The sequence below is a fragment of the Lentzea albidocapillata genome (assembly GCF_000719115.1).
GTDB lineage: Bacteria > Actinomycetota > Actinomycetes > Mycobacteriales > Pseudonocardiaceae > Lentzea > Lentzea albidocapillata.
This window is the reverse complement of the sequence record NZ_JOEA01000024.1, coordinates 133,153-151,483: the sequence shown is the minus strand read 5'-3', so window position 1 is coordinate 151,483 and position 18,331 is coordinate 133,153. Positions and strand designations below refer to the sequence as shown.

Genomic DNA, 18,331 nt, shown 5'->3' with positions numbered 1-18,331 from the left:
CGGCCGGTCGACCTGTGTCGCTCGAAAAGTCATCGCTGCAGTTCAAACGGCATATCGCTACTTGTTGATCGCCCCACCGAGGATCCGCGTGCGAAGTGGTCAGCAGCCTGTGGGGTTCCAAAACATGTCCCGAGTCGATCCCAGCGTCGACGAAAACGGAATCGAACGACACCGCAGCAGCACGGTGTCCGAGCTTGAGCAGTTCACCATGGAAACGGCGGTAACCCCAGTCGGCGTTCTCCCGCGCCATACGCTCGATCAACACCACGATGGCCTGGCAAGGGCGTCACGATCACATAGTGATGACGACCTTCGCGCGGGCGTGTTCGGTCTCGACGTAGCGGACGGCCTCGGGCACCTCCTCCAGCGAGTAGGTGCGGTCGATGACCGGCGTGAAGCCTCCCGACTCGGCGAGGTGCCGCAGCGCCGCGAGGATCTCCCGGTCGAGCGTCGTGGTGAGCACCAGCAGCCGGTCGCGGACGAACGGGACCAGCAGCTTCGCCCTGATCATCAGCCACATGGGCCCGACGAGGCTGCCGCCGCTGAACACTCCCCCGCCGGACAGCACGATCGTCCCACCGGGCGTGAGCGCACGCCGCAACGCGGTCAGCGAGTGGTTGCCGACCAGATCGAGGACGAGGTCGTAGCGCGTGCCGTTCCTGGTGAAGTCGTCCACGGTGTAGTCGATGACGTGGTCCGCGCCGAGCGACGCCACCAGCTCGGTGTTCCTCGTGCGGCACACGCCGGTCACCGTGGCGCCCAAGGACTTCGCGATCTGCACGGCGAACGTGCCCACGCCTCCGGACGCTCCGTTGACCAGGACGTGCTGTCCCGGCTGGACGTCTCGCAGTCCCTTCAACGCGGTGTGCCCGGCCAGCGGTACCGCGGCGGCCTGCTCGAACGTCAGGTTGGCGGGCTTGGCCTCGACGAGGTCCTCGGACACGCACACGTACTCGGCGAACGCTCCGTCGGCGGCACCGAGGTCGCCGTACACCTCGTCACCGGGCCGGAAGCGCCGCACGTCCCTGCCCACCGCCTCCACCGTGCCCGCGAAGTCGCGACCGCGGATCTTCCTCCTTGGAGCGGTGACTCCGATCCCGGTGAGCCGGGCCAGGTAGGGGTCTCCGCGCATGACGTGCCAGTCGTACGCGTTGACCGAGGCCGCGTGCACCCGTACGAGGATCTCGTTGCCGGAGGCCGCCGGCGGCTCCACGTCGCGGAACTCCAGCACGTCCGGCGATCCGTACCGGTGCTGGACGACTGCCTTCATCGAGTCTCCTCGAGCGCGAGTCCGGCGCGGGCCGGACGAGTCGGCGACGCCGGGCGGCGGATGATCCACTCCGCGACGGCGAGGTTGACGATCCAGGCGGCGAGCATCAGCAACGCGTTGCTGAGCCGGTCGGGCTCGCCGACGGCCACCAGCCACGCGGTCAGCGTCACCGCTTGGGTGCCGGCGCCGAGCCCGATCGCGAAACCGCGGATCATCCAGGCGCGGTGCCCGGAGACGTCCCGGCGGCGGATGGCGGCGAACCCGAGGACGATGAACGCCGCCCATGCCGTGCCGAACACCAGCCGGATGCCGGTGAGCAGAGCGCCCACGTCGGCGGGTTTGGGGTAGAACACGGTCATCCACAGACCTGACAGCGCTCCTATGAGTCCACAAAGGACCAGTAGTCGTCCTGCCGCCCGGTGCCATCCCGGTCTGCGGCGGCGGAAGCCCGGAGCGAACTGGAAGGCACCGAGGACGGAGTACACGCTGACGGTGACGGCATGCACCACCACGGGCACGGGCGAGGCGAAGAACCGCGCGTTGTCCGGTGTGATCTCCGCGCCGCCGCCCAGCTCGGCCAGCCGGAGGGCGCCACCGAGCACCGGGATGACGCTGAACAGGATGATCGCGGCCGGGATGAGCTTGTCCGACTTGGTGAAGGAGGCCATACGCCAGATCGTGGTGCCTGCGGCGGTGTCGACTCATCGGCACATGGGCCGCGATCATCTCGGCCGATGGTCCGACCCGCTCGTCGTACTTTCGGCTACTGGCGCCGGAGTCCACTCCGGACGCGCTTGGTCTCGTAGGCCCAGATGGCGATCTCGACCCGGTTCCTGGCGCCGATCTTGGCCATCAGGCTGGCGATGTGGCTCTTGACGGTGCTGAGCGCGATGTGGAGGTCCTTGGCGACCTCGCTGTTGGTGCGCCCACCCGCGACGGCGGCGAGGACCTGCTCCTCCCGTTCGGTGAGCGGATCGATCGGCTGCCCGGCGCGGCCGGCGGGCCCGGTGTCCGCGAAAGCCTCGATCAACCGAGCGGTGACGCTGGGGGCGATCAGGGCGTCGCCGGAGGCTGCGGCGTGGACGGCCTGGGCGAGCAGGGCGGCGCCGGCGTCCTTGAGCAGGAAACCCCTGGCGCCCGCACGCAGTGCGGCGTAGACGTACTCGTCGAGGTCGAACGTGGTGATCACGACGACGGCCAGCGGGTCGGCGACGCCGGGCCCGGCGAGCAGGCGAGTGGCCTCGATGCCGTCGATTCCGGGCATGCGGATGTCGAAGAGGCACACGTCCGGCCGCAGCCGGCGGGCCAGTTCCACGGCCTGCAGTCCGTCCGGTGCCTGGCCGACGACCTCGATGCCCGGCTGGGCGTCGAGGATCATCGAGAGTCCTGTGCGGACGATCTCCTGGTCGTCGGCGACGATGACCCGGACGCTCATGCGGCCGACCCGGTGAGCGGCAGCACGGCGGTCACGGTCCAGCCCCGGCCGGGGTTCGGGCCCGCCTCACAACTGCCGCCGAGCAGGCCGGCGCGTTCCGTCATGCCGATCAGCCCGTGCCCCTGCGCCGAGGTGCCGCGGAGGCTGCCGGTGTCGCCGTCGTCGCTCACCCGGAGACGGACCGACGAGTCGCCGACGGTGACCCGCACCTCGATGCGGGTGGCGTGCCGGGCATGCTTCCGCGCGTTGGTGACCGATTCCTGGGTGAGCCGATAGATCGCGGTCCCCACCGATCTCGGGAGGTCGCCGACGGCCCCGTCGATCCGCACGTCGACCTCGGGTCCAGGCCGGCCGGGGCTCGCGAGCCGTTCGATGTCGGCGACGTTCGGGCTGGGTGCCAGGTCCGCGGGTTCGTTGTGGCGCAGGGCTCGCACCATCGTGCGCATCTCGGCGAGCGCCCGCGACGCTTCCGATTCGATCAGGGCGAGCGCCTCGATCGCCGCCTCAGGCCGCGACGCCACCGTCGCGAGCCCCGCCTGGGCCCGGATCGCCATCGCCGACACGTGGTGCGCCACCGTGTCGTGCAGGTCCCGTGCCAGCCGCTCCCGTTCCAGCAGCTTGACCTGGTCGAGCTCCCGTGCCCGCGCCCGTCCCCGGTACCGCACCGCGGCACCGAGGGCGCACGCCGCCCCGAGAACAGCGCCGCCGCCCACCGCCTCCCCCACGCTGATGAAGCCGAGCGCCGCAGACAGCCCGACCTTGCCGACCATGATCGCCAGCCCGATCACCGCTTCGCGCCCGGAACCCCACCGGAACAGTGAGAACGGGAAGAGCACCATGTACACCATCACGGCGAGCTCGGATTCGCCCCCGAGCACCAGCGAGGCGACCGCGGCCACGCCGAACGCGACGGCGACCACGAACAGCGGCCTGCTCCGGCGCAGCAACAACAGCGGCAGCAGCCCCACCGCCAGGACCAGCGAGCCGGCCCGCGAGCTCAGGTCCGGCCGCAGCAACGCCTCGATCACCGCAACCGGCGGGAGCACGGCGACCAGCACCCAGTCCCACCACAGCCGCGCCGCCGCACGCACCGGCCGGGGCTCATCCCACACCGACCGCAGAAGGGCGAACACGTCCTCATCGTACGAGAGCCGGCACCAGGACAGATCCGTCCAAAGTACGAGGCCCGGCCCGTCGCCGAGCGCGAGCCGCCGACGCTGTCGTCCATGCCCTGCCAGTCGATCATGACGCAGGCTTCCTCGCCGACCGTCCACGCGTCGTGGCCCGACGCGGCGATCATGAAGTCACCCGAGCCGATCTCAGCCTCGCGGTCACGAAATCGCAAGCCGGCCCTGAGGTCAGCCGCGCCCTCGGAGAATGCCTTCCACCGCTTCAAGGAGGGTGTCACCGATCGGATCCGGATCTGAGAGGCAGCCGGCCGCCATCGCGCCGTCGCGCAGCATCACGAAATGCCTGCCATCGCGCTCCGCAGGAGCGTTCCCGACACGGGCGAGCAGGGCGGTGACGGTGTCGAGGAACCATTGGCGGTGCGCCAGAACCGCCTTGTGCACCGGGTGTTCGGGGTCGGCGTACTCCGCCGCGGCGTTGAGGAAGGCGCAACCGCGGAACTCTTCCAGGCGGATGTGCGCGGCGATTCCCCTCGCGACGGAACGCACGGCGTCCGCGTCGTCCGCCGCCGCTGCCACGCCCGCCTCGACGTTGCGGCGAGTCGCCTTGTCGGCCTCGGTCAGGTACTCGAGGACGAGGTCCTCCTTGCCGGCGAAGTGGCGGTACATCGTCGCGCGGGTCACCTTCGCCTCGGCGAGGATGCGGTCGACTCCGACGGAGTGCAGTCCCTCCGCGTAGAACAGCCGGCTGGCCGTTCCCAGCAGGCGGTTCCTGGCGTCGGACACGGTGCGGGTCACCCTTCCGACGCTAACAGAGAGAACGTTCGGTCTTGACAAGGTCCGCAGTCGGCTGACACTGTCGAAGTAGAAAGAACGTTCTCCCTACTTCAAGGACACCTCGTGAGCATCGACGCAGCGTCACCCGCAGGCCTCGCTCCCGCCCTCCGCACGCTCTACCTGGTCCGCTTCGGGTTCGCGGTCGTGTGGGCGGCGCTGCTGTTCCTCACCGCGACGGAGATCGGGCCGGTCAGCGGCACGTTGCTGGTGCTCTACCCGCTCTTCGACGTGGCCGCGATCGTCGTCGACAGCCGTGCGGCACGCGCTGGACGGGCCTCCGTGGCCCTCTACACCAACATCGCGGTCAGTACGCTCGCGGCGGCGGGGCTGGCGTTCGCGGTGACGTCGGGTATCCCTGCGGTCCTGCAGGTGTGGGGCGTCTGGGCTGTCGTGTCCGGCGTGACGCAGCTCGCCGCCGGTCTCGTGCGCCGGAGCCTCGGCGGGCAGTGGCCGATGATCATCAGCGGTGCGATCTCGACGCTCGCCGGGACGTCGTTCTTCCTGCAGGCGAGTGCCGCGGACGCGACGTTGCGCAACCTCGCGGGCTACGCGGCGATCGGTGGCGTGTTCTTCCTCGTCTCGGCGCTGCGGCTGCGGCGCGCGCGATAGACGTATCCACAGAACCACCGTCGAAAGGACGAAAAGGCCCGGCAGAAAGGTTTCTGCCGGGCCCACGTTCGTCCAGCGACTCAGGCCCTGGGCTCCGCGATGCGGACCAGGATCGCGCCGCACTCATCACAGCGCACGATCTCGTCCGCCGCCGCTTCCTTCAGCTTGGACACCGCGCCGCTGTCCAGCTCGATCCGGCACGCCCCGCACCGGCGCGACTGGAACGGCGCGGCGCCGATGCCGCGCTGCTCGCGCTGACGGTCGTAGGCCTTCAGCAGGTCGTCCGGGAAGCCCTTGGCCATCGTCGAACGGTCGGCGGTACGGCGGCTCTCGGTCGCTTCCAGGTCGGCGAGGGCCTGGTCACGGCGGCCGGCGGCGTCCTTCAGGGTCGCGCGGGCCTTGTCGAGCTCCACGCGCGCGAAGGATGCGTCGGCGTCGACGGCCTCGCGGCGTTCCATCAGCTCCAGCAGGTCGTCCTCGAGGATGCCCTGGCGGCGCTGGATGGTGGCGAGTTCGTGTTCGAGGTCGGTGAGCTGCTTGGCGCCCACCGAACCGGACTGCAACAGCTTGCGGTCGCGCTCACCACGGGCGCGGACCTGGTCGATCTCGGTCTCCTGGCGCTTCACGTCGCGGTCGAGGTCGGTGAGCATCGTCTCTACGGCCACCAGCGCGTCCTGCTTGGCGCGCACCTGCTGCTCGGCCTCGGTGATCTCCGCGATCTCGGGCAGCGTGCGGCGACGGTGGGTGACACGCGCCAGTTCGGCATCGACCGTGGCCAGGTCGAGCAGCCTGCGCTGCACTGCGGGATCGGCTTTCACGCATGTCCTCCTACTGCTGTGCTCGTCGCACCGACGGTCCACGGGTCGGTCCGGCGGGTGGAGACGAGTACGTCGACCCTACCGCCGAAGGCCGCCCGCAGAATCTCCGCCGCCTGCTCGCACCACGGCCACTCGCTGGCCCAGTGCGCGACGTCGACCAACGCGGGCCCGCCGGACTCGATGTGCTCGCTCACCGGGTGGTGCCGCAGGTCTGCCGTGACGTAGGCGTCGACGCCCGCGTGCTTGACCGCGTCCAGGAAGCTGTCGCCCGCGCCGCCGCACACCGCGACCCGTCTGATCAGGCGTTCCGGGTCTCCCGCCGCCCGGACGCCCTGCACGGTGGCGGGCAGCGCGGCGGCCACCCGCTGGGCGAACGCCCTGAGCGGCTCGGGTTCCGCCAGTTCCCCGACGCGGCCGAGGCCCGTGCCCTCGGGCTCGGCCGGTTCGAGCGGGCCGGTGACGGTGAGCCCGATGGCCTTCGCGAGCGCGTCCGAAACACCCGGCAGCGCCGAATCGGCGTTGGTGTGCGCGCAGTACAGGGCGGCGCCGTTGCGGATCAGCTTGTGCACCAACGCACCCTTGGGGTCGTCGGCCGGAACACCGTTGACGCCCTTGAGGAGCAGCGGGTGGTGCGCGAGCACGAGCTGCGCGCCCCGTTCGACCGCCTCGTCCACAGTGGACGACGTCGGGTCGACGCAGACCAGGACCCTGGTGACCTCCTCCTGCGGATCACCGCAGACCAGGCCGACCGCGTCCCACGTCTCGGCGGTCTTCGGCGGATACGCGGACTCCAGGACCGCGATCACGTCGGCGAGCTTCACGCCAGTTCCTCCATCACGACGCGCAACGCGTCCACGAACACCGCGAACTCCTCCGGCGGCCGGATCGCCACGCGCAGGTACGTGTCATCGAGCCCTGGGAACGTGTCGCAGCGCCGCACCGCGATCCCCTTGTCCCGCAACGCCTGCCGCGCGCCTCGCGGTGCCCTGATCAGCAGGAACGGCCCTTTCGGCGCAACGACGACGAGGTCTTGGAGCTGTTCCAACGCATGCGCGGCGTACTGCTCGGCCTCCAGCGCGAACCGCGCGGACTGTTCGAGCGCCTCCGGTTCGCAGCACGCCGTGATCGCTTCCAGCGTGAGACTGCCCACGGGCCAATGCGGACGGCCGTGCGCGAGCCTCGCGAGAGTCTCCGGGTCACCGAGGAAGTAGCCGGCGCGCAGCCCCGCGAGGCCCCAGGTCTTGGTCAGGCTGCGCAGCACCAGCACGTCAGCGTCGTGCGCGAGCGACTCGGGCTCGCCGGGGACGGCGTCCATGAACGCCTCGTCGACGACCACCCGGCCGGGCAACGCCTTGAGCGCGGCGGCCTCGTGCAGCACGGACGTCGGGTTCGTGGGGTTGCCGATGACGGTGAGGTCGGCGTCCGAAGTCACGTCCCGCAGGCGGAAGTCGCCGTCGAGCAGCACGTGGTCGACCGGAATTCCGGCATCGCGAAAGGCCACCTCGGGTTCGGTGAACCCGGGGTGGACGATCGCGGCACGGCGCGGCGCGAGCTTCGGCAGTAGCGCGAAGCCCTCAGCGGCACCGTTGAGCAGCAGAACCTCGTCCGGAGAGCGCCCGTGCCGGCGTGCGACGGCCTCACGAGCACGTTCTTCGGCGAGCTTCGAGGGATAACGCCCGAGTTCGCCGAGCGCCGCGGCCAGCCGGTCGCGCAGCCAATCGGGCGGGTGCGGCACCCGCACGTTGACGGCGAAGTCGGCGAGGCCTGGTGCGGCGTCGACGTCACCGTGGTGGCGCAGGTCTGGGCTGGTCATCGCCGGAATTCTAGGCGACCGGCTCAGACAGGCACGTCACTGCATGTAGCGGCGGAGCTCGGTGAGGTGGCTGATCAGCTCATCCAGCTGGAACGCGTCGAGCTGCGCGGACTCACCGGGCGGGGTGCGGAAGCAGACTCGACCCTTCTCGTTGAGGTACACCTCGAACGCACGACGGCGCCCGAGGGCATCGGTGCACCCGATGATCTCCCGTTGCGGGGGCACGTCGGTACCTGTCTGCATGGGCGGCCTCCATGTCGTTTGTCCATACATCTTGCGACAGCGCTTGAGCGTTACCGTGCGGCGGCACCACATAGGCTGCGCGACATGCACGTCTCGTTCGTCTGCACCGGCAACATCTGCCGGTCCCCCGTGGCAGCGCTCGTGTTCCGAGAGTGGCTGTCCCGGGAAGGATTGTCCTCGAAGGTCCAGGTGTCCAGTGCCGGAACCGGTGGATGGCACGTCGGCGACCCGGCCGACCCGCGTTCGCTGAAGACGTTGGCGGACAACGGCTATCCCGTCGACCACGTGGCCGCGCAGGTCGGCGCCGAGCACCTGGACGCCGATCTGCTGGTGGCACTCGACTCCGGTCACGCCCGCGCGTTGCACCGAATGGTCGATCCCGGCCGCGTGCGGCTGCTCCGTTCGTTTGATCCGGACGCCGACGACGTGGACGTGCCGGACCCGTACTACGGCGACGACGCCGGGTTCACCGAGGTGCTGGTGATGATCGAGGCGGCTATGCCCGGGTTGGTCGCGTGGGTCCGCGAGCGGCTGTGAGGACGAAGCTGTTCTTCAGGAAGCCGTGACCTTGGGCTCGCGGGCTTTGTGACTCGGTACGCCCGATAGCACGTTGCGTTTGCTTCGAATACTGCGGATACTTCGATCAGGGAGGTGTGTGCAGATGAGTGCAGCACTGCAGCCGGTACAGCCTGACAGTGGGGACGTCGTCACAGCCGATGCGGCATTGCCCACGGTCAAGGCGTACTTGAGCCTCCACCGGGAGGACGATGACGCGGACCTGGTCCGTGTGCGGACCGAGGATGACGACGAAGTGCTGACGCTGCCGCGAGCCGCCGTCGAGGTCTTCACGCAGGTGCTCGCCTACATGGCCGCAGGACACGGGGTGGTCGTGGTCCCCGTTGACGCGGAGCTGACCACTCAGCAGGCGGCCGACCTGCTCAACGTCTCCCGGCCATACCTGATCGGTCTGCTCGACGCCGGTGCGATCGAGTACCGGAAAGTCGGCAAGCACCGCCGGATCAAGGCCGCGTCCCTGACGGAATATCTGCGAAACGACGATCAGCGCAGGAGGCAGGCTGCGGACGAGTTGTCGTCGCTCACGCAAGAGATGGGCATGGCCTGAGTGAGCTTCGTCGTCCTCTACGACGCGAACGTCCTCTACCCGAGCACGCTTCGCGATCTGCTCATCCGAATCGCGGCAGCTGGTCTCGTCCAGGCGAAGTGGACAGACCAGATCCTGGACGAGGTGTTCAGGAACGTTCGCAAGAACCGGCCCGGTGCAGCGGACGACCTGCTCGACCGCACGCGAGTCCTGATGGTGAGAGCCGTCCGCGACTGCTTGGTCGACGGGTACGAACCGCTGATCCACACGCTGGACCTCCCGGACCCCGACGACCGTCATGTACTCGCTGCCGCGATCCGGGCCCGTGCTCAGGTGATCGTGACCGACAACCTCAAGGACTTCCCGGAAGAGATTCTGCGACAGTGGGACATCGAGCCCGTGTCCGCGGACGACTTCGTCAGCGACCAGATCGGGCTCGACGCCAAGGTCGTGTGGAGCTGCGTCCAGCAGATCGCGAACTCGTGGCGCAACCCTCCGGGCACGCTAGGGGACGTCCTCGCGTCGCTGGAACGCTGCGGGTTGGTGCAGTCAGTGGCCGCGCTCAGGGCGCTCTGACCGGTCATCTACCGTGAGGACGTGCGGTTCAAGTTCCTCCTCAAGCCGGGCTGGCTGGCGCTGACCCTGGCCGTCTGGGTGTTCGCGGGTGCCTGCGTCTACCTCCTGTCGCCGTGGCAGTTCGGGCGCAACGACGAACGCCAGGAGCAGAACTCCGCCATCACCAAGTCGCTGAAGAGCGAGCCCGCCCCGTTCGGCGCGAAGCACGACGAGTGGCAGAAGGTCGAGATCAAGGGCCGCTACCTGCCGGAACTGGAAGCGCTTGCGCGGCTGCGCACCGTCCAGGGCGAGGCGGCGTTCGAGGTCATCACGCCGTTCGAGACCACCACGGGCCACAAGATCCTCATCGACCGCGGGTACGTGCGGCCGATCAACGGCATCAAGCCGCCGAGCTTCGACGCACCGCCCAGCGGCGAGGTCACGCTCATCGGGCTCGCCAGGCACAACGAGTCGAACGACCAGCCCGCGTTCGAGCAGGACGGCCGCAAGCAGATCTACTCGATCAACAACAACGCGGTCGGGCCCGGTATCCAGCCTGGCTACTACCAGCTGATCGAGGACCAGCCCGGTGCGCTGGACACGTTGCCGCTGCCCCGGATCGAGTCCGGGCCGTTCTTCTCCTACGCGCTGCAGTGGATCGCGTTCGGCGTGATGGCGGTCGGCGGCTGGCTGTACTTCACGATCCGTGAGGCGCGGCCGGGTGGCGTGCTCTACGAGGGCAGGAAAAAGAAGAAGTCGATCGCCGAGCTACTTGCGGAAGAGGGCGATGACGGCGCTGACGAAGCCGGCGCCGAAGCCCACGACCCTGGACAGCTCCACCGCACGCGTCACGTGACCTGAGTCCGGGCTGCGGCCGTGGCCGAGGACCGGGCGCTCTTCCACGCCGTGCGAGTAGACGGTGCGGCCGCCCAGCCTGATCTCCAGGGCGCCCGCGAAGGCCGCCTCCACCTGGCCCGCGTTGGGCGACGGGTGCGCTGACGCGTCACGGCGCCAGGTCTCCAGTGCCTGCGAGGCCGAGCCGCCGACGACGGGTGCGCCGCCGACCGTCAGCAGGGCCGCGAGGCGTGACGGCACCAGGTTCAGCAGGTCGTCCAGGCGGGCCGATGCCCAGCCGAACCGCAGGTAGCGCGGGGACCTGTGGCCGACCATCGCGTCCAGGGTGTTGGCCGCCCGGTAGCCCAGCAGGCCGGGCACGCCGGCGACCGCGCCCCAGAACAGCGGCGCCACGACGGCGTCCGAGGTGTTCTCGGCCACGGACTCCACGGTCGCGCGTGCCAGGCCCGTGGTGTCCAGCCTGGCCGCGTCACGGCCGCACAGGCTCGGCAGCCTCGTCCGGGCCGCGTCGAGGTCTCCGTCGGCCAGCTCCCGGCCCATCGACGTGCCCTCGGTGGCCAGCGAGTTGCCGCCGAGCACCGTCCAGGTCGCCAGAGCGGTGGTCGCCGTCTGCAGCAGCCAGTGCTTGCGCGAGGCCCGGTCCACCGCCACTCCCAGAGCCACGGTGCCGCCGACCAGCACGGCGGAATAGACGGCTCCGGCGGCCTGCGAGTCGGCGTACAGCCGCTTCTCGAGGGCCGCGGCGGACGAACCGAATGCCGCTACCGGGTGAAATCGGCGTGGATCACCGAACACCGCGTCCGCGGCCACGCCCAGCAACAACCCCAACGCGCGCCCCGCACCCACGGCATCCTCCCCAGCTCGTCGAAGGCACGGTAGCGCCGCGTCGGACGGGCGCGCGCATTAGGGTGGCCGGTCGTGGAGCACAAGCGGCTGAAGCTGTACGCCTATCTGGACGCGCGCGATCACCAGCGCACGTACCTGGCGATCATGCGGCTGTTCACCTCCACGCTGCTGGCGGACCTGAGCGCGGGCGAGGTCGCGGGCGCGCTGGCCGGGCAGGAGCGCGAGGGCCGCGTCGAGCAGGGCGAGAGCCGCATCGAGAACGTCATCAACCGCCTCAAGCAGCTGGTCGAGTGGGGCAACCTGGTCCAGGGCCGGCGTGAGGTCGTCGCGGCCAGCATCGCCGAGTTCCAGCACGGCAGCGTGCGCTACCAGGTGTCCAAGCTGGCCGTCCGCGTCCAGCGCGACGTCGACGAGCTGCTGCGGGTCCCGGAGGGCGCCCGCGAGGTCTCCCGCGAACTGCTCCCCGCGATCGAACGCGGCCTCAACGAACTGGGCGGATCGCTGTCCGTCGCCCTGCTCAACGAGGGCGACAGGACCAAGGAACTGCTGGCCGAACGCGTCACGACGCTGTTCCTGCAGCACGCCGAACTCGCCGCGACGGTCCGCGACTTCTACGCCTACCTCGGCCAGGTCGTCACAAGGAACCATCTGGCGCCCGAGGAGATCGCGGGCTTCCGGAACCTGCTGGTCGAGTACATCCAGCGGGTCGTCGAGGACGTCCTGAAGTACACGCCTCCGATCGCGGAGGCCCTGGCCGGGCTCACGAAGGCCCGCACCGAACTCCTGCGGCTCCTCGGCACCGACCTCGGCCACAACGTCGAACGCGCCCGCGGCCGCACGCCGGAGGACTGGCAGGAGCTGACGGACTGGTTCGTCGACCGGCCAGGCCGCCCGAGCCAGGTCACGGCTCTGCGCGAAGCCACGGCCCGCGCCATCGGCAGCCTCCTGGCCAGCGTGAAGCGCGCGACGTCCGGCGGCGGGCTCCTCCCGGGACGCCGCGCCGAGCTGCTCAAGCTCGCGAAGTGGTTCGACACCTCGACGAGGGAGGAAGCCCACGAGATCTACGCCTCCGCGTTCGGTCTCTACAGCTCCCGCCACCTCTCCCCCGCGCCCGAGCACGACTCGGACAACGAACGGACGCCGTGGCGCGACGGCCCGGTCTGCGACGTCACCGTGAGTGTCAGGACCCGAGGCGACCGGGGCGGGCGCGGCAGGCCGTCCAGGATCCTCGACGACCCGATGACCGAGCAGTCGCTGCTGGCGGAGGCACGCGAGGCGGACGAGATCCGCGCGAGGCACGTCGCGGAGCTCACCAAGGCCGCCGGAAACCTGGAGAACACGACGCTCACGCACGGCGCGTTGGAGGTCTTCTGCGAGCTGTTGACGCTCGCGATGGCCCAGCGCGACTCTCCGAACGACAGCGGCTCGGCCAGCGACCCCGTGCGCGGCCTCGAACTGGAGATCGCCCGCGGCACGACGACCCGGATCAGGTCGGCCGCCGGGACGCTCACCCTGCACGACGCGACGGTGGCGTTGAAGCGATGAACCACTTGGACAACCTCTCCGACATCGACGCCGCCAACGTGGTGCGGTGCGCGCGAACGTTGCTGCGCAGGCCTTTGCTGCGCACCGACGGCCCGGACGGCGAGCTGCTCAGCCTCGTCTACCGGCACCGCTCGACCCTCCAGGACCTGTTCGCGGGGCTGCTGGGCTACCGGCTGGTCGTGGAACGCCGGTTCGCGCGCCTGTACAAGTCCGGCCCCGGCAACGACGACACGCGTGGCGTGCTCAGCATGTCCCCGCGCGGGTACGCCTACCTGGCGCTGACGCTCGCCGTGCTCACCGGCATCGGCCGGCAGACGCTGCTGTCCCGCCTGGTCGCCGACATCCGTTCCGCCGCAGTGGAAGCGGGCATCGACGCACCGGACGACGTCACCGAACGGCGTGCGCTCACCGCGGCCCTGCGCCACCTCGTGTCTCTCGGCGTGCTGCACGAGACCGAGGGTTCGGTCGCGCAGGACGTGCTGTCCCAGGAAGCGTTGATCACGATCGACACCGACCTGCTTGGCCAGCTCGTGACGGGTCCGGTCGGCGAGGCCCAGAGCCCGGCCCACCTCGTCGAACTGGCGGCGCGTCCCGGTCCGCGCGGCATCGAACACGCGGTGCGGCGCAAGCTGGTCGAGACACCGCTGGTGCTCTACGCGGACCTGCCGGCCGAGCAGGCGGAGTGGCTGCGCCGCAACCAGCGCAAGGAGACCGCGTTGCTGGAGCAGGCTTTCGGCCTGCACACCGAGTGCCGGGTCGAGGGCGTGCTCGCCGCCGACCCCGAGGACTTCCTGACCGACCTGTCGTTCCCCGGCGTCTCGACGGTCGCGCGCATCACGCTGCTGGCCCTGCCCGACCTGCTCGACGGCGAGGAGGAGGACGCGCCCGCACGGCACGTCGTCACCGCCGAACGCCTCCGCGAGGTCTGCGCCGGCCTGGTGGAGGACTATCCCGCGGCGTGGTCGAAGCAGTTCACCGACGACCTCGACCGGCTGGTCGCCGAGGTGACGGAGCTGTTGCGCCGCATGGGTCTGGCCGCCCAGGAAGAGAATGGCGCGTGGTCGATCAGCGCGGCCGCGCACCGCTGGCTGCCGTCCCCCGACGGTGACCCGGAACGAGAACAACAACCGGAACCCGTTGTGGTGCCCGAAGTACCGAGCTGGTCCCTGTTCGACGAGGAGAACGTTTCATGAGCAGGTGGCGGCTGCACCGCGGCGGCGTGGTCAACATCTGGCAGTACACCGAGCAGACGTTCGACTTCTCCGGTGGCCGCGCGATCTTCCAGGGCACCAACGGGTCCGGCAAGTCCCGCACGCTGGAGCTGCTGCTCCCGCTGTGCCTGGACGGCGACCTGCGCCAGGTCGGCTCCAAGGGCTTCGACACCGTCAGCCTCCGGCGCCTCATGCTGGACGACTACGACGGCGGACCGAACCGCATCGGCTACACGTGGGTCGAGCTGATCCGCGAGGCGGCCGACCACAGCGGCAACGAGTACCTGACGTGCGGCCTGGGCGTGAAGGCGTCGAAGACCTCGCAGGCGATCACGGACTCGTGGCGCTTCGTCACGCCGATGCGCGTCGGCACGGAACTGCAGCTCGCGGGCGCCGAGCGCGTGCCGCACGGCCCGGCGCAGCTGCGGGATCTCATCGGCGCGGACTGCATGTTCGAGGAGCCGGCGTTCCGGGCGAAGATCGCCGAGACCGTCTACGGCGTGCCGGCGGCGCGGTACGGCGACCTGCTGCACCTGCAGCGGACGCTGCGCAACCCGGACGTCGGCCTGAAGGTGCTGGAGGGCCAGCTCGAACAGATCCTGAGCGACGCCCTGCCGCCGCTGGACCAGGTGATGGTCGAGCAGCTCGCGACGTCGTTCGACGACCTGGAGTCGATTCGCGAGAACATCGTGCGACTGTCCTCTGCGGACAGTGCGCTCGGCACGTTCCTGAAGACCTACAGCGACTACGCGTTCGGCGGGCTGCGGTCCGCGGCCGAACGGCTGGAGGCCGCCGAGAAGTCGGTGGCGAAGCTGCAGCGTGAGCAGTCGAAGCTCACGCAGGAGCTGGACCTCACGCGGATGGAGCGGGCGGCGGCCGAGCAGGCGCTGACCGACATGGAGACCGGCGAGCAGCAGGCCGAGGAGACCATCGCGGCGCTGAAGGAGCTGCCGGCGTTCCGCGACCTGCAGGACCTCAAGACGCGCGAGAACCTGGTGGCGGAGAAGCGTTCGTCCGCCGTCGCCGCCCTCGAGACGGCCCACCGCCAGCGCGCCCAGGAGGAGGCGGCCGTCGACAACGTGCTGCGCCTGCTGCGACGCCTCGCGGAGGACCTCCAGGCCGCCGACGCGCTGAGCGAGCCGTTGCGCGAGAACCTGCGCCTCGCGGGCATGGACCCGGACCTCGCGCCGGACGTGCCGCAGGTCCCGGCCGCCGAGGCCACCGTGACCACGGCTTCGGTGCGGGCCAAGCCCGACCCCGAGGCCGGGCCGCTGCCGATCGAACGCCGCGTGCCCCCGGCCGCCGCGACCGAGGACGTGCTGGCCGCGCTGACGTCGGTGATCGACCAGACCTCGGGCATCGCTTCCCTTGCGCGCCAGCGGGGTGCTCTCGCCCTGGCCCTGCACGAGCAGGCACTGGCCCTCGACTCGCAGCAGCGCGAGGTGGAGTCGTTGCGGCAGAAGGCCCGCGACGCCCAGCTCGGCGCGACCGACGCAACCTCGTTGCGCAACCAGGAGATGCAGGAGCTGGCCGAGGTCGTGCAGGCCTGGCTGGAGCAGGTCGAGGTGTGGACGTCGAGCGGCCCGTTGCTCGACGAACGCCCTGCCGAGGCGCTGAAGCTGCCGCAGACCGCCGATCCGGCCGCCGCGAGGACGCTGAGCACGACGGCCCGCGAATGGGCGGCACCGCTCGTGCAGACGGCTCGTGACGCCGCGCACGCGTTCACCCAGCAGCGCGCCGGCCTGCGGGCGAGGCTCGACACGCTCGACGAGGAGCTCGTCGGCCTGCGTTCGGGCGACGAGCGCGTGCCGGTGCCCGGCCAGTACACCTCGGCGGACCGTGATTCCGCTGCTGGAGCGCCCTTCTACCGGCTGGTCGACTTCGTGCCGACGCTGACCGACGACGAACGGGCCGGGCTGGAGGCGGCGTTGCAGGCGAGTGGCCTGCTGGACGCCTGGGTGACCCCGGCCGACGCCGACCTGAGCGACGTCCTGGCCGTTCCGAGGCCCGCCGTCGACGGCCGTTCCCTGGCCGACTACCTCGTGCCGGCCGTCGAGGGCTCGCCGGTACCGGAGACCTTCGTCGCCGACCTGCTCAAAGCGGTGTCGCTGGACGACATGACCACCACCGGCGACTGGCGCACGGGCGTGCTGACGGGCCGCTGGACCAAGCCCGAGGCCGAGTTCATCGGCGCGGGCGCGCGGGAGGCCGCCCGCGGCCGTCGAATCGCCGCCCTGGAAGAGGAACTCGCCGACCTGCGCGACCGGCTCGGCACCGCCGAGGACGAACTGGCCCGCGCCCACGAGCACGTCGCCACCTGGGAGGCGCACCTCGCGGCGTTCCCCGGCGACGGCGAGCTGATCGCGAAGCACAGCCGCGTCCAGGCCGCCGAGGAGTCGGCCGCACGGGCCCAGCAGCGCACGTTCGAGCTGCGGGAAGCCTTGGAGAACGCCAACTCCCGGCTCGAAGCGGCACGGGGCGAGCTGACCCGGCAGGCGGGCGACGCCGACCTGTCGTCCGGCACCGAGGCGCTGCGCCAGGCACAGGCCGCGGCTGCGGAGGCCCAGCGGACCGCGGACCTGCTCGGTGACGCGGTGAAAAGGCGTTGCCAGGGCACGATCTCCGACCTCACCGACGCCTCGCACCGCTACCACGAGGCCGTCGCCGACCGGCAGACCGCGGAGGCCGACGCCGACAGCCGTTGCGTCGACCACGCGGCCCAGGCCGGGACGCTCGCCGAGCTGACCGACGCGGTCGGCGGTGAGGCCAAGGAGATCAGCGAGCAGCTCACGCAGCTGGAGAGGTCGCGCAAGAAGATGCGCACGGACCTCAAGGGCGTACGCGAGGGCATCACGACCGCGCGCGAGCAGGCCGCGAAGCTGGAAGCGTTACTGGAGAACAACTCCACGCAGGTCGCCGACGCCTCCGAAGCACTGGAACGGGCCGCGGGGAACTTCCGGGCGACCGTCCGTGCCCCCGGTCTGCTGGCCGCCGCCTTCCCCGAGGTACCCGAGGAAGCCCTGGTGCGCCAGGCCATCGCCGAGACCCCGGACCGGCGTGGCGGCACCGAGGCGACCGTGATCGCGAAGCTGCAGGCGTTGCAGACGTCACTGGCCGGCAGCCACGACATCGCCGCCGAACAACACGCGGGCCTGCTCACGGTCACCGTGACCGGCGAGGAGGGCGCGAAGCCCGTCGCCGTCGCCGCCCGCCAGGTCACCACGAAGCTGGCCGAGCAGCGCGGGTTCCTCGACGAGCGGTACCAGGGCATCTTCGCCGACTACCTGATCCGCGACCTGGCCGAGTGGCTGCGCAACCAGATCACCGTCGCCGAGGACCTGACCAAGCGCATGAACGAGGTGCTCGGCCAGGCCCGGTCCAGCCAGGGCGTGCACGTCAAGCTGGCCTGGAAGTCGTCCAGTGCCCTCGACGACGCGACGCGGCAAGCGCTTGCGCTGGTGCGGCTGCCGTTCGGCGAACGCACGCCCGAGCAGGACGCCACGCTGCGCCGCGTCTTCACCGAACGCATCGAGAACGAGCGCGACACGCACACCGGCGGCTACGCCGAGATCCTGTCGCGCGCCCTCGACTACCGCACGTGGCACCAGTTCACCGTGACCGTCGCCGACACCGGCCCGGACGGCAGCCCGCGCGAACGGCGCCTCCGGCAGCTCTCGTCCGGCGAGACCCGCCTGATCTCGTACGTGACGCTGTTCGCGGCCGCCGCGAGCTTCTACGACGCGGTCAGCGACGAGTTCGATCCGCTGCGCCTGGTGCTGCTCGACGAGGCCTTCGAACGCCTCGACGACCCCACCATCGCGCGCATGCTGGGCCTGCTGGTCGACCTCGACATGGACTGGGTGATCACCTGGCCGAGCGGCTGGGGCGTGTCGGACAAGATCCCGCGCATGCACATCTTCGACGTGCTGCGCCCCAAGAACGGCCGGGGCGTCGCGTGCACGCAGACCACGTGGGACGGCGCGGCCCTCGACCGGGTCGATCCCTAGAAGGGCACCTCGGTGTCCAGCGGGGAGAACCGCATCGGTGCACGGCGAATCGGGAAAC

The 18,331-nt window shown here is 70.4% G+C and carries 18 protein-coding genes; 8 read left to right on the top strand and 10 right to left on the bottom strand.

Annotation, left to right across the window (positions count from 1 at the left end; genetic code table 11):
- Window positions 1-292: 292 nt before the first annotated feature.
- The 5 genes from IG04_RS0134735 to IG04_RS0134715 all read right to left on the bottom strand — a co-directional run bounded on the left by IG04_RS0134735 (window position 293) and on the right by IG04_RS0134715 (window position 4,618).
- Entirely contained in the window at window positions 293-1,270 is a 978-nt protein-coding gene (locus IG04_RS0134735; RefSeq protein ID WP_030480980.1) for an NAD(P)-dependent alcohol dehydrogenase, read from the bottom strand.
- The gene (locus tag IG04_RS0134730) at window positions 1,267-1,938 is read right to left on the bottom strand and encodes a DUF2306 domain-containing protein (protein WP_030480979.1); all 672 of its coding nucleotides are present in this window, start codon (window positions 1,936-1,938) and stop codon (window positions 1,267-1,269) included. Before IG04_RS0134730 ends, IG04_RS0134735 begins: the two co-directional genes overlap by 4 nt.
- Before the next feature lie 95 nt (window positions 1,939-2,033).
- A complete protein-coding gene (locus IG04_RS0134725; protein ID WP_030480978.1) occupies window positions 2,034-2,705 on the bottom strand; it encodes a response regulator in 672 nt (223 codons plus the stop codon).
- Window positions 2,702-3,838, bottom strand: a complete 1,137-nt coding sequence (locus IG04_RS0134720; protein WP_030480977.1) for a sensor histidine kinase — start codon at window positions 3,836-3,838, stop codon at window positions 2,702-2,704. Before IG04_RS0134720 ends, IG04_RS0134725 begins: the two co-directional genes overlap by 4 nt.
- A 225-nt stretch (window positions 3,839-4,063) precedes the next feature.
- Complete coding sequence (locus tag IG04_RS0134715; protein WP_030480976.1) at window positions 4,064-4,618, bottom strand: TetR/AcrR family transcriptional regulator; 555 nt, start codon at window positions 4,616-4,618, stop codon at window positions 4,064-4,066.
- A 114-nt stretch (window positions 4,619-4,732) separates the two neighbouring features.
- Between IG04_RS0134715 and IG04_RS0134710 the strand changes: the two genes are divergently transcribed.
- A complete protein-coding gene (locus tag IG04_RS0134710) occupies window positions 4,733-5,278 on the top strand; it encodes a hypothetical protein (RefSeq protein WP_030480975.1) in 546 nt (181 codons plus the stop codon).
- An 80-nt stretch (window positions 5,279-5,358) separates the two neighbouring features.
- Here IG04_RS0134710 and IG04_RS0134705 read toward each other — a convergent pair whose 3' ends face one another.
- The 4 genes from IG04_RS0134705 to IG04_RS0134690 are packed head-to-tail and all read right to left on the bottom strand — an operon-like array spanning window position 5,359 to window position 8,152.
- Window positions 5,359-6,096 (bottom strand): zinc ribbon domain-containing protein, encoded by a 738-nt coding sequence (locus IG04_RS0134705; protein WP_030480974.1) that lies wholly within the window; start codon window positions 6,094-6,096, stop codon window positions 5,359-5,361.
- On the bottom strand, window positions 6,093-6,917 hold the full coding sequence (locus IG04_RS0134700) for a Nif3-like dinuclear metal center hexameric protein (RefSeq protein WP_030480973.1): 825 nt from the start codon (window positions 6,915-6,917) through the stop codon (window positions 6,093-6,095). The genes IG04_RS0134705 and IG04_RS0134700 overlap by 4 nt, the downstream gene beginning before the upstream one ends.
- Complete coding sequence (cobC, locus tag IG04_RS0134695; protein WP_030480972.1) at window positions 6,914-7,909, bottom strand: Rv2231c family histidinol phosphate aminotransferase CobC; 996 nt, start codon at window positions 7,907-7,909, stop codon at window positions 6,914-6,916. Before cobC ends, IG04_RS0134700 begins: the two co-directional genes overlap by 4 nt.
- 36 nt (window positions 7,910-7,945) lie before the next feature.
- Complete coding sequence (locus tag IG04_RS0134690; protein ID WP_030472678.1) at window positions 7,946-8,152, bottom strand: hypothetical protein; 207 nt, start codon at window positions 8,150-8,152, stop codon at window positions 7,946-7,948.
- An 84-nt stretch (window positions 8,153-8,236) separates the two neighbouring features.
- Here IG04_RS0134690 and IG04_RS0134685 point away from each other — a divergent pair, with 84 nt between their 5' ends.
- The 4 genes from IG04_RS0134685 to IG04_RS0134670 all read left to right on the top strand — a co-directional run bounded on the left by IG04_RS0134685 (window position 8,237) and on the right by IG04_RS0134670 (window position 10,670).
- Window positions 8,237-8,689 carry a low molecular weight protein-tyrosine-phosphatase gene (locus IG04_RS0134685; protein ID WP_030480971.1) on the top strand — a complete coding sequence of 151 codons (453 nt, stop codon included), beginning with the start codon at window positions 8,237-8,239 and terminating at the stop codon, window positions 8,687-8,689.
- Between the two features lie 124 nt (window positions 8,690-8,813).
- On the top strand, window positions 8,814-9,275 hold the full coding sequence (locus IG04_RS0134680) for a helix-turn-helix domain-containing protein (protein ID WP_030480970.1): 462 nt from the start codon (window positions 8,814-8,816) through the stop codon (window positions 9,273-9,275).
- A complete protein-coding gene (locus IG04_RS0134675; protein WP_030480969.1) occupies window positions 9,276-9,830 on the top strand; it encodes a PIN domain-containing protein in 555 nt (184 codons plus the stop codon).
- 21 nt (window positions 9,831-9,851) lie between these two features.
- A complete protein-coding gene (locus IG04_RS0134670; protein ID WP_051771279.1) occupies window positions 9,852-10,670 on the top strand; it encodes an SURF1 family cytochrome oxidase biogenesis protein in 819 nt (272 codons plus the stop codon).
- On the opposite strand, the gene IG04_RS0134665 is transcribed toward IG04_RS0134670, so the two are convergent.
- A complete protein-coding gene (locus tag IG04_RS0134665; protein WP_030480967.1) occupies window positions 10,578-11,510 on the bottom strand; it encodes a cobalamin biosynthesis protein in 933 nt (310 codons plus the stop codon). The genes IG04_RS0134670 and IG04_RS0134665 overlap by 93 nt on opposite strands.
- A gap of 72 nt (window positions 11,511-11,582) precedes the next feature.
- Between IG04_RS0134665 and IG04_RS0134660 the strand changes: the two genes are divergently transcribed.
- From IG04_RS0134660 to IG04_RS0134650, 3 genes are read left to right on the top strand one after another with little or no spacing between them, the layout of a single operon-like run.
- Window positions 11,583-13,055: a DUF2397 domain-containing protein gene (locus tag IG04_RS0134660; RefSeq protein WP_030480966.1), complete on the top strand. Its 1,473-nt coding sequence runs from the start codon at window positions 11,583-11,585 to the stop codon at window positions 13,053-13,055.
- Window positions 13,052-14,248 (top strand): TIGR02678 family protein, encoded by a 1,197-nt coding sequence (locus IG04_RS0134655; protein ID WP_030480965.1) that lies wholly within the window; start codon window positions 13,052-13,054, stop codon window positions 14,246-14,248. The genes IG04_RS0134660 and IG04_RS0134655 overlap by 4 nt, the downstream gene beginning before the upstream one ends.
- A complete protein-coding gene (locus IG04_RS0134650; RefSeq protein ID WP_030480964.1) occupies window positions 14,245-18,273 on the top strand; it encodes a TIGR02680 family protein in 4,029 nt (1,342 codons plus the stop codon). The genes IG04_RS0134655 and IG04_RS0134650 overlap by 4 nt, the downstream gene beginning before the upstream one ends.
- The last annotated feature ends 58 nt before the right edge of the window (window positions 18,274-18,331 follow it).

Coding starts and splice junctions, on each gene's coding strand:
- IG04_RS0134730 (WP_030480979.1), bottom strand. CDS start 1,938: ATGGCCTCCTTCACCAAGTCGGACAAGCTCATCCCGGCCGCGATCATC.
- IG04_RS0134650 (WP_030480964.1), top strand. CDS start 14,245: ATGAGCAGGTGGCGGCTGCACCGCGGCGGCGTGGTCAACATCTGGCAG.
- IG04_RS0134725 (WP_030480978.1), bottom strand. CDS start 2,705: ATGAGCGTCCGGGTCATCGTCGCCGACGACCAGGAGATCGTCCGCACA.
- IG04_RS0134735 (WP_030480980.1), bottom strand. CDS start 1,270: ATGAAGGCAGTCGTCCAGCACCGGTACGGATCGCCGGACGTGCTGGAG.
- IG04_RS0134680 (WP_030480970.1), top strand. CDS start 8,814: ATGAGTGCAGCACTGCAGCCGGTACAGCCTGACAGTGGGGACGTCGTC.
- IG04_RS0134685 (WP_030480971.1), top strand. CDS start 8,237: ATGCACGTCTCGTTCGTCTGCACCGGCAACATCTGCCGGTCCCCCGTG.
- IG04_RS0134690 (WP_030472678.1), bottom strand. CDS start 8,152: ATGCAGACAGGTACCGACGTGCCCCCGCAACGGGAGATCATCGGGTGC.
- cobC (WP_030480972.1), bottom strand. CDS start 7,909: ATGACCAGCCCAGACCTGCGCCACCACGGTGACGTCGACGCCGCACCA.
- IG04_RS0134655 (WP_030480965.1), top strand. CDS start 13,052: ATGAACCACTTGGACAACCTCTCCGACATCGACGCCGCCAACGTGGTG.